Below are 9,590 nucleotides of genomic sequence, written 5' to 3' on the forward strand. Positions count from 1 at the left end.
GCAATAAAGGCGTTGCGTTACGGGGGCAGCAGTGCCGCCAAGCCAGTCAGCGTTCGGGCCAGTGCACCTTTTTGGGTTTCAATCGCTGCGCGCCCTGCTCGCCCCACTTGGTAGGCTTTTTCTGGGGCGGCAAAGTAGCCTACCAAGGCGTCTGCCAGGGCGTCCGGGCTATCGACCAAGGTTAGCGAACCGACCGCTTGCAGCGGCTCAACCACATCGGCAAAGTTCTCAATCGAGGAACCGCTAAGTACCGGCCTACCTAACGCAGCCGGTTCAAGCACATTGTGTCCTCCCAATGACACGAGACTGCCACCAACAAAGGCCACACTGCCTGCTGCATAAAGCGCTGCCAACTCACCTAGCGTATCTCCTAGGTAAATCTGAGTTTGCGCTGTCACCGACTGCGCCTGGCTACGGCGACTTAACGTCCAGCCTTCAGTGGTACAAAGCTTCGCTACCTCATCAAAGCGCTGAGGATGACGCGGCACGAGCACCAGCAGCGCATTCGAGTAGCGCGCAAGTACTTGGCGATGGGCCTCGAGCAACAGCGCTTCTTCACCTTCTCGGGTGGACCCCGCCACCCAGACCGGCCTCTCATCCCATTCTTGATGTAAGCGCTCACCCTCTTTGAGATTACTGTTTTGACTGGCTATCTCAAATTTAAGCGAGCCGACCGTGCTAGTCATTTCCGCGCGACTCCCAAGGGCTTTAAAGCGCTCGGCATCTGCCTTTGATTTAGCGGCTAGCCAGCTAATATCAGCAAGCGTACTGGCCATCAACGACCGCAAGCGCTGGTAACGTTTAAAGGCACGGGGCGATAAGCGCCCATTCACGATCACCACGGGCACTCCCTGCTCGCGGCAGGCATGGATTAAGTTAGGCCATAACTCGGTTTCAAACAGGATGGCAAGTTCAGGCTTAACATGGCGAACAAAGCGCTTCGCGGCGCCAGGAAAGTCCAGCGGTAGGAAACGATGGGCGAGACGCACCTGTTCTGCTGTGGTTTGCTCAACAATAAGCGCTTGGGCCTGCTGGGCACCGGTAGCGGTCATAGTCGTGAGCAACAGGCTATGCAATGGATAGCTCGCCAATAGCCCCTCAATCAGTGGACGCGCGGCCCGCACTTCTCCCACCGAGGCACAGTGCAGCCAAATGCGTGGCGCTGGAGGAAGCGGGTCAAGGCATAAACCCAGCCGCTGAAGGCGTGAGTAAGTGGGTACTTGCTCACGCCAAATACGCCAGCTTATCAGCGGTGAGAGCGCATATAGCGCCGCTGAGTAGGCCAGCCGGGGCCAGGCAGGTGAAGCCATTAGCGCTCACGATCTAAAATGGAGCTAATCATCGCCGACGTTGACACACCGTCTTCAAAGCCCAACACCTTAACCTCACCCCCATTGGCAACGACAGCCGCGCCGCCGGCGATATCTTCTGGCTGGTAATCGCCCCCTTTGACTAAAATATCCGGTAATACCGCTTCAATCAGCGCTTGGGGGGTGTCATCACTGAACGGCACCACCCAGTCGACAGCGCCAAGTCCCGCCAATACTTGCATACGCCGATTTAACGGATTGATTGGCCGCTTAGGCCCTTTTAGACGGCCAATGGAGGCGTCATCATTTACCGCGACAATCAAACGATCACCCAGACGTTTGGCCTGCTCCAGGTAGGCGACATGGCCCGCATGCAAAATATCGAAACAGCCATTGGTCATAACCACCCGTTCACCACGCAGCTGAGCAGCCCGCACCGCCTCAATCAATATATTCGGCTCAATCACGCCAAACTCGGCCAGCTTATCGCCGTGTAGCGCCGTATAGAGTTCAGCGATCGAGAGCGTGGCAGTACCCGGCTTGGCTACTACCAGTCCTGCGCCCAGGTTCGCTAGCATCATTGCTTCAGGAAAGGCATGACCCGACGCTAATGCCAAACCCATTAGGCCAATAACAGTGTCCCCCGCCCCGGTAACATCGAAGACTTCCTGAGCGCGGGTAGGTAAGTGCAGCGGCGCGTGCCCTTCGCGTATCAGCGTCATGCCTTTTTCGCTGCGAGTAATGAGTAGCGCTTCCAGTTCCAGTTCAGCGCGCAGCGCTTCGCCCCGGCTGGATAGTTCAGCATCGGTGGCACAAGGGCCGACCACCGTTTCAAATTCAGTCAAATTGGGAGTGATTAAACTCGCCCCACGGTACTTGCTGAAATCTTGCCCCTTCGGGTCAATCAATACCCGTTTGCCCTGCGCCCGTGCGCTGGCAATTAGGTTCTCGACTTGGTTCAGCGTGCCTTTGCCGTAGTCGGAAAGAATCAACACGTCGCAGTCGGGTAGTACCTTCTCGACCTGTGCCACGAGCTCACTGGTATCGACACTGTCCAAATGTTGCTCGAAATCCAGGCGCAGCAATTGCTGGTTGCGGCTCATCACACGCAGCTTAGTAATGGTGGGTATTTCGGTGCTGCGCTGAAAGTGGGTACTTACTCCTGAAGCAGTTAAGCTGGCTTGTAAAATTTGTGCATTTTCATCAGCACCGATCAGGCCCCCGAGCACAGCATGGGCGCCCAGTGAGGTAATATTGAGCGCCACGTTGGCTGCGCCGCCTGGGCGATCTTCAACATCCTCCACACGTACCACCGGCACGGGTGCTTCAGGTGAAATACGCGAAGTACCGCCATGCCAGTAACGGTCCAACATCACGTCCCCTACGACCAACACGCGGGCATGCTCTAAGGCGGTTAAATCAATTTTCATCGATGCTCCTTGGGCTGGCGTTTGAAGTAGTATGCGCCAGCAGTGCATCCAGTTTGGCGATAACGTCGTCGGCTTTAATGAGCATCATGGCGCTGGGGTGGCGTACCCGCTGCCCCCAACTCACTTCATCGACCGATTTATGCAAATAGGTGCGTACCGCCTCGGGATAGGCGTTGACCGCAAACTCACGCCACAAATAGGGCGCGGCGCGCTGGGGGTTGGTCGACGCATATAGACCTAACGCCGGGGTGCCCATGGCGTTGGCCATATGAATAGGCCCGGTATCCGGTGCTATCACCGCTTGGGCTTGGTCAATTAGCGCCAATACGCCTTTTAGAGAGGTTCCACCGATCGCGTTAACCACACTGCCAGGCTGGCAGAGCGCTTCAATTTGATCGCCAATTTCACGCTCCAGGGCACTACCGCCCCCGGTCAGCACGCTTTTGAGGCCGTACTGCACCCAAGCGTGCTCAATAACGCTGGCATAACCTTCTACCGACCAGTTGCGAAAATTACGCAGACGTACATTGCTGCAGGGGTTGATCACTAGGTAAGGTGCTTCACCACTGATAACCTGTGCTTCATTGCGTGCCGTGTCAGTCACCGGCAAATCCCATTCTAAGCGGTTATCATCGACCCCGAGCACCCGGGCGAAGTCCATAAAGGACTCCAGCACATGAGCATTAGGATGCGGCGCGAGCTGGTACTGGGTGAACCAGTGCTGGGCATCTTTGGCACGTGCTTTGTCATAACCCACACGCACGTTGGCCTTCAACCCGAGCGACAGTATGCTGGCCCGGATGGCCTGCTGCATATGCAGCAGTACATCGAAGCGCGTATCGGCGAGCTGCCGCCAGAGCGCACGCATACCGGCAATCCCGGTCGCCTTGTCGTAAACAATGAACTCGACCCCGGAAAGCCCCGCCAGTAGACTGTGCTCCCCCTTACCGATAATCCAGGTAATGCGCGCGTCGGGCCATTGGCGTTGCAACGCCCGCACCGTGGGCACGAGATTGCACACATCTCCCAGGGCGGAAAGGCGCAAAATGGCAATGTGGTTAGGCTGAACAGGCAGAGAGGGCTTCATGCGCTTAGCGGCACTCCGGCAGAAAAATGGACTGATTTTACATGATGTAGACAGTTTATGTGACGCGCCGGGTACACACCAAATTGGTCCTGCTCTGTTCACAGCCGAATATTGGCGTGAAAAAGGATTAGTAGTGGGTGAAGCACCGGGCCGGGGTAGCAGTCTGTTTTTACAGGTAACACCAACCGAACAGTGGGTGTTAAGGCCCTATCGCCGGGGCGGCATGGCAGCCAAGCTCAGTGAAAAACGCTATTTATGGACCGGCGCTGAGCACACCCGAGCGTTCCGAGAACTGCGCTTAACAGCCACACTGTTCGAGCAGGGGCTGCCCGTCCCCCGCCCGGTGGCAAGCTGTGTAACCTGTTACGGGCTTACGTATGAAGCTGCATTGATCACTGTGCGCATAGCCGGTGCTAAAGCACTCGCGGAACTGCTGGTCGACAACCTAGCCGATGAAACGCTGCTGCAACGTGTAGGCGTGATGATACGACGCTTTCATCAGGCAGGGCTTGACCATGTCGACCTGAACGCACGCAATATCCTAATCGATCCAACCGGTATGCCCTGGTTAATTGACCTTGATCGCTGCCGTCTTCGTAGGGCAGGTAAGTGGCAAGAGGCTAATTTAAAACGGCTGGAGAAGTCGGTAAATAAGTTTACCGATCGGCAGGCCCAGGTGGCTATGCGCCCTATCTGTGAAGGATATGGTTATTTAGTCCCAGAGCCCTAACCCGATGGGCTCACACTGCCCAGTTTTTTCAAAATATTTTTGCAGCACCAATAAACCAATCAGATGCTCCTGGCGAATATCCATAAAAGTACGCACGTAGGCATTAGCATTTTTTACAATGCTATTAGCCTCTTCAAGATGTTCAGTATAATACTGCACCTTCTCCTCAAGGTCTGAGTAGTCATCGGCTAGCTCAACATAGTGATAGCCTGGTTCCAACGTGCCTTCCATAAACCAAGTTTCGTATTTGGGCCGTGTCATGAAGCAAAGCGAATTAGAGCCCATTATCCATTTCAGATTGGTGGCTACATCATTTCCTTCAATGCTCAATATGAACTTGTATTGAAGCTGTTCAGATATGCTCATAACCCCACGATGCCAGGGTTGATTTTTAAATTTGGGATGGCTATCGCCCACGTTACACAGGGGATGATCATGAAACCGGCTTACAAACGCCTGCCGGTGCGGCTTATGGCAAGCGCCACGCCACACTAGCAGATTCTTTTTCTGTGCAAACGGTACCGAATCATTCACGAAGAAGTAATGACGGATACGGTTGAGTTTCAATAGAACAGAGGAAGCGTTATGCTCTGAAATAGGGCGGCTTTTCAGTAATGTCGGATGCCCCGGTATAATACGTATATCACCAGGCAAGTAGAGAAACTTGAATCCTCGGTCGAAAGCGAGCAGATACTTCTTCATATCTATGTAATAAGCCCAGCTTTTCCCTCGAGAAAAATCTACTATGTATTGCGCTTCCGTGGGTAACACCGCTAGGCCCGTCAACTGATTATAGTAATTCACTCGTCGAGCAATTTCTTGGCAATTTTGCTTACCCATCTCCTTCCGTACAGTCCGAAATAAGGACGCTCTTTGCGCATGATAAAACTGTCGCGGCAAGCCAATTTCGGCAACGCCTTGAAGGTAAAACTTAAGCTTATGTCGGTTTTTTCTCCATTTATCAGCTAACAAAAGCGGCTCCTCATATACTACTTGGCAAGGGAATGGTAAACATCAAGATATTTTTGTGCCATTGATTGCGGGCTGAATGACGTCAAATGCTGGTAAGCATTTTCCACTAGGATCGCTCTCTCCTTATTAGACTCCGCTAAGCGAATAACTGCATCCCGTAGCGCACTGGCATCATCAGCTTCGATCAATAGACCTGTCTCTTCATGATTGATCAAATCGGGAATACCCCCCACTCGAGTGGCAATAATGGGAACCCTAGCCTGCATGACATCAAGCAATACCGAACCTAGCCCTTCATTACGTGACGGAAATACGAAAAGATCCAACCCTGGAATGAAGTCACCAATGTTGGGCTCGTATCCAGCCCATACTACATTAGGTAAATGCTGACTTTCTTGTTGCAGCACGCTTTCATCTTCACCCTGGCCAAAAAAGATAAATAACAAATTTGGATGGCTCTCCTGTAGTAGAGCAGCCGCTTTTAAAATCACACGCTGCCCTTTGTGACGATCCACTAGTGCCCCGATATGCCCTACAATAAAGCGATCGGGATACTGAGCTTTAAATTGCTGAGTTGCTTGAAAGTCCGGGGTAAAATTGGACATAGCACTCGGGATTATCGGTATGGACTGGCTGGTCCAGTGCGACAACTGCTTTTGTATAATTGTCGAAATCGCTACACAGCAGTCGGCATTGCCGTAAAAAAGGCGATTGGCCCATTTATCCTTAATCAATGTATCAACGCGCCGAGTTACCACATAAGGCGTACGGTATAAGCGTTTATGCAGCCATGCCCAATGTACCGCCTTGGCTTCATGCGCATGCACCACTGAAGCTTTGCCTGCCCCAATATGCCCGGCCAGTTGATGATTAGCGTCTATCAGCTTGAGATTACCAACCCCATGAAGCTTGTCGCGTAGTGGAGAGTCACGCCGACATACCAACGTTTGAGCATCAACCTGATTGGCTAGCGATTGGATAAGCAACGCTGTTTGGCGTTCTCCACCCCGAAACCCCTTCGCTAGATTGATGTGTATAATGTGCAAAAAACCCCCATCCAGATATCGTTAGCTTCAGTGCCGGTATAGTACTTCATCACTAAGTGACGAGAGTAGAGATCCACTGCATGCCCATTAATGTTAGTGTCGTTATTATCACCCGCAATGCCGCTTCTACGCTGCGTCGAACATTGGATGCTGTTCAGTGCTACGATGAGGTGGTGATTTATGATAATGGTTCCAGCGACGATACCATCCAGATTGCCAAAAGCTATCCAAACGTTACCTTGCAGGTAGGTGATTTTCTCGGGTTCGGCCCTACCAAACGTCACGCTGTTTCTTTAGCGAAATATGATTGGATATTATCGCTCGATGCCGACGAAGCACCTTCCCTTGAGCTAAATACAGCTATTCAACAATGGGCCGCCACTGCAACGCCTCAGCAGGCGGGGAAAATTCTGCGAGAAAACTGGATGATGGGTAGTCCTGTGCATCATTCAGGCTGGGGCAATGACTGGCTAATACGTGTCTTTCACCGTGCGCAATGCAACTTTAATAGCGCCGCTGTGCATGAGTCTGTTCAGCCAAGCCCTCACGTAACTATTCAAGAACTGGATGGTAAAATCGAACATCTCGCGGTGACTGATCTAGCCCAATTTTTAGAAAAGATAAATCGTTACTCTGAATTAAGAGCCGAATCGCAAAAAACTAAAAACTACTCTTTTTGGTTTATTTTTCTCAAAGCAATTTTTGCTTTTTTTCGTACTTATTTTATTCGGCTAGGCGTACTTGATGGCTGGAGAGGGCTAGTTATATCTGTAGCCAACTCAAACGGCGTCTTTTGGAAATATGCCAAAAGTAGAGTCAGCCATAATAAATAGCCTAGCATTCTGCTCAGTAATTAAGAATATTTTATTTTAAGCTCAATGGATAAGTATTTTTTTGTTTCCTAAGAAATGAATCGACTACTAAACTCCTTTTCAATAGCGAATTGGAAACCGTTTTCAAATCATTGAAAGAATAAAAGTAAATGGGGATTTCAGGATACAATATATGTATCGTAAATAGCGCTGTGGAATTAAGGCCAACTACTTGACTATAAGACTCCGGATATTGTCCAATAACTTTCTCTACGGGTAGTGAATAAGACGCTACCGTGATATTATTTATGTCTTTAATTTTGGAACAAAACTCCTTACTCTCGCTCCGATGAGGTAGATAATAGCACTCTTCCTTACTATTTTGAGCAGCATACCGTGATACAATATCAATATATTCATTCTCACTAATTTCTTTATTATCCACGAATGGCTGCCCTATAAAAAGTCGTTTTTTAATATTACATCCTGACGTAACAACTTGATTCTCCAGTGTTCTCTTCAGTATCGAAAGACTATTTTTTTCGCACCTGACATAGCTATTGGAATCCATAGGAAACAGTGAAAAAGCGGTAATTGGCCAAGGCTTCTTAATCTTAGTTTTTACATTTAAAATATTTAAAAATAATGATTTTAATGGTTTTCTTTTTTGATAGTTCTTTCCATTCTCCATAAACGACTGGTAGTCAAAAAGCGTCATTGTACCATCATCGATAAGAATACGTTCTTCATAGTGAACATTAGCTACTACAATGTTCTCCCACCAAGACGTAAGCTCGCCAGAAACCACTATTTTCCAGTTTATAGGGTGCAAGCGTTTAACAAGATTTCTGAGATGCAAAAACTTGCTTTTATTTTCAAGGATGATGACCTCTCCCCAATCACTGCGATCCAACTCGAATTCTTGTTGCAGTGCTTGAGCGCTTGAGCACTTTTTAGAGAATTTAACGACAACTGTAAATGCCGCTTTATCTAATTGTCTATCTGCACAAAGCTGACGGAGATTAATAAGTTGCAAGGGCGAGGTAATCATCGCGAGGTGTTTTGGTGACATTTACAGCCCCACCTTTTGCCATGAAACTGGTGAATGCAGTCCAACATCTTGCTTTAATTTACGTTCTAATAACACTTTCAAGTCCTTTGGTGGCAAATCATATCCTGGTCTTACACCTCGAACTGCCTTTTTAACATTTTTATTAATAGAGGCAACAACGAGGTTCATAACACCTGATATATTAGTTTTTATCAACTCAAAAGAGTTGTACTCTACCATAAGGGTAATCCTTGTCGCTGCTGCTTGAACTAAATAACCAATAAAAAAGCGCACGCTACTACCACCCGCAAATTTTTTGACCAGTTCCCATTGTTTCATCTCACCACTGGAGAAAATAACAAATTTCTTAGGTTTATAGCGCTCAAATAACATATAAATTAAAGTATGACTAAAAAACCTTGTGCCACCAGTAACTAATATTGATATATCATTAGACACTTGTCATTCTCTCTTTTATTTGTGCATAGTAATGTAACGCATTAACATGTACAATTCCAATTTGGGCTGGAACAAAGCCAAGTTTCAATATTCTAGCAATAGCTAGACGATGTTGCCCACCTCCTCCAAAAACCAGCTCACTGGACTCGTTTAAGTGAACATAAATGCCATCTGGCTCCAAACAATCATTGCCTCCCCATATTTCATAGAAGGGTTTAATCCTTTGTTGTTCCCTTACTTCTTCAAACATGGTGTCTAATTTAGCATACCTTTTTTTTATATCTTCTAAATTGTAACACCCATCAACAGGCTTTCCACTGTTGCTTATAAGCCTTAACATGAGCTCATATACGCCAGTTTCTTCCCATGATTGACCTTTCACCCACCTATCATAACAAGCGCTTAGCTTTTGATTTTCCTTAATGTTTCTAACCAAGCCTAACTCTTTAAAATTACGACTCACTACCTTTCCTGACTCTCTTCTCTTGATAGCTAATATTTCTTTATTTATAGATAGGGGGTCAATAAAAACAAGCCCTTCAGGCTTAGGCGAAATTTGACCATAAACTAGGTTGTTAAAAGACGCTCTAGATTTATATAAAACTTTTTGTCTAAACCTACTGTAAACACCCATATTATTACTCTGAATTAGATATATTGCCATTTAATTTTGCCAGAAGCCCAATATACAAC

General features: G+C 48.4%; 10 protein-coding genes. 2 read left to right on the forward strand and 8 right to left on the reverse strand.

Going from position 1 to position 9,590, the window contains the following annotated elements; genetic code table 11:
* Window positions 1–17: 17 nt before the first annotated feature.
* The 3 genes from waaA to ACUVOF_RS21655 are packed head-to-tail and all read right to left on the reverse strand — an operon-like array spanning window position 18 to window position 3,827.
* Window positions 18–1,310: a lipid IV(A) 3-deoxy-D-manno-octulosonic acid transferase gene (waaA, locus tag ACUVOF_RS21645; protein WP_447046288.1), complete on the reverse strand. Its 1,293-nt coding sequence runs from the start codon at window positions 1,308–1,310 to the stop codon at window positions 18–20.
* A complete protein-coding gene (gene hldE, locus ACUVOF_RS21650; RefSeq protein WP_447046289.1) occupies window positions 1,310–2,740 on the reverse strand; it encodes a bifunctional D-glycero-beta-D-manno-heptose-7-phosphate kinase/D-glycero-beta-D-manno-heptose 1-phosphate adenylyltransferase HldE in 1,431 nt (476 codons plus the stop codon). Before hldE ends, waaA begins: the two co-directional genes overlap by 1 nt.
* Window positions 2,730–3,827, reverse strand: a complete 1,098-nt coding sequence (locus ACUVOF_RS21655) for a glycosyltransferase family 9 protein (protein WP_447046290.1) — start codon at window positions 3,825–3,827, stop codon at window positions 2,730–2,732. The genes hldE and ACUVOF_RS21655 overlap by 11 nt, the downstream gene beginning before the upstream one ends.
* Here ACUVOF_RS21655 and ACUVOF_RS21660 point away from each other — a divergent pair.
* Window positions 3,826–4,557, forward strand: coding sequence for a 3-deoxy-D-manno-octulosonic acid kinase (locus ACUVOF_RS21660; protein WP_447046291.1), 732 nt, complete (start codon window positions 3,826–3,828; stop codon window positions 4,555–4,557). The genes ACUVOF_RS21655 and ACUVOF_RS21660 overlap by 2 nt on opposite strands.
* Here ACUVOF_RS21660 and ACUVOF_RS21665 read toward each other — a convergent pair.
* Together ACUVOF_RS21665 and ACUVOF_RS21670 are read right to left on the reverse strand one after the other, a co-directional pair.
* The gene (locus ACUVOF_RS21665) at window positions 4,540–5,529 is read right to left on the reverse strand and encodes a glycosyl transferase family 90 (RefSeq protein WP_447046292.1); all 990 of its coding nucleotides are present in this window, start codon (window positions 5,527–5,529) and stop codon (window positions 4,540–4,542) included. The two genes, ACUVOF_RS21660 and ACUVOF_RS21665, sit on opposite strands and share 18 nt — an antisense overlap.
* A gap of 17 nt (window positions 5,530–5,546) precedes the next feature.
* Window positions 5,547–6,575 carry a glycosyltransferase family 4 protein gene (locus ACUVOF_RS21670; RefSeq protein WP_447046293.1) on the reverse strand — a complete coding sequence of 343 codons (1,029 nt, stop codon included), beginning with the start codon at window positions 6,573–6,575 and terminating at the stop codon, window positions 5,547–5,549.
* An 80-nt stretch (window positions 6,576–6,655) separates the two neighbouring features.
* On the opposite strand from ACUVOF_RS21670, the gene ACUVOF_RS21675 reads away from it, so the two are divergent.
* Window positions 6,656–7,408, forward strand: coding sequence for a glycosyltransferase family 2 protein (locus ACUVOF_RS21675; protein ID WP_447046294.1), 753 nt, complete (start codon window positions 6,656–6,658; stop codon window positions 7,406–7,408).
* 31 nt (window positions 7,409–7,439) lie between these two features.
* Here the strand turns inward: ACUVOF_RS21675 and ACUVOF_RS21680 are convergent, their stop codons facing one another.
* Genes ACUVOF_RS21680 through ACUVOF_RS21690 form a run of 3 tightly spaced genes read right to left on the reverse strand, consistent with a single transcriptional unit; the run spans window position 7,440 to window position 9,561 of the window.
* Window positions 7,440–8,459, reverse strand: a complete 1,020-nt coding sequence (locus tag ACUVOF_RS21680; protein ID WP_447046295.1) for a glycosyltransferase family 52 — start codon at window positions 8,457–8,459, stop codon at window positions 7,440–7,442.
* Window positions 8,460–8,897, reverse strand: coding sequence for a polysaccharide biosynthesis protein (locus ACUVOF_RS21685; protein ID WP_447046296.1), 438 nt, complete (start codon window positions 8,895–8,897; stop codon window positions 8,460–8,462).
* Entirely contained in the window at window positions 8,890–9,561 is a 672-nt protein-coding gene (locus tag ACUVOF_RS21690; protein ID WP_447046297.1) for a hypothetical protein, read from the reverse strand. Before ACUVOF_RS21690 ends, ACUVOF_RS21685 begins: the two co-directional genes overlap by 8 nt.
* Window positions 9,562–9,590: the final 29 nt, after the last annotated feature.

The sequence above is a fragment of the Vreelandella sp. H-I2 genome (assembly GCF_052959335.1).

Bases quoted from the DNA above. Each gene is read 5' to 3' on its own strand.
- waaA (WP_447046288.1), bottom strand. From the start codon at position 1,310: ATGGCTTCACCTGCCTGGCCCCGGCTGGCCTACTCAGCGGCGCTATAT.
- hldE (WP_447046289.1), bottom strand. From the start codon at position 2,740: ATGAAAATTGATTTAACCGCCTTAGAGCATGCCCGCGTGTTGGTCGTA.
- ACUVOF_RS21660 (WP_447046291.1), top strand. From the start codon at position 3,826: ATGCGCTTAGCGGCACTCCGGCAGAAAAATGGACTGATTTTACATGAT.
- ACUVOF_RS21655 (WP_447046290.1), bottom strand. From the start codon at position 3,827: ATGAAGCCCTCTCTGCCTGTTCAGCCTAACCACATTGCCATTTTGCGC.
- ACUVOF_RS21675 (WP_447046294.1), top strand. From the start codon at position 6,656: ATGCCCATTAATGTTAGTGTCGTTATTATCACCCGCAATGCCGCTTCT.
- ACUVOF_RS21680 (WP_447046295.1), bottom strand. From the start codon at position 8,459: ATGTCACCAAAACACCTCGCGATGATTACCTCGCCCTTGCAACTTATT.
- ACUVOF_RS21690 (WP_447046297.1), bottom strand. From the start codon at position 9,561: ATGGCAATATATCTAATTCAGAGTAATAATATGGGTGTTTACAGTAGG.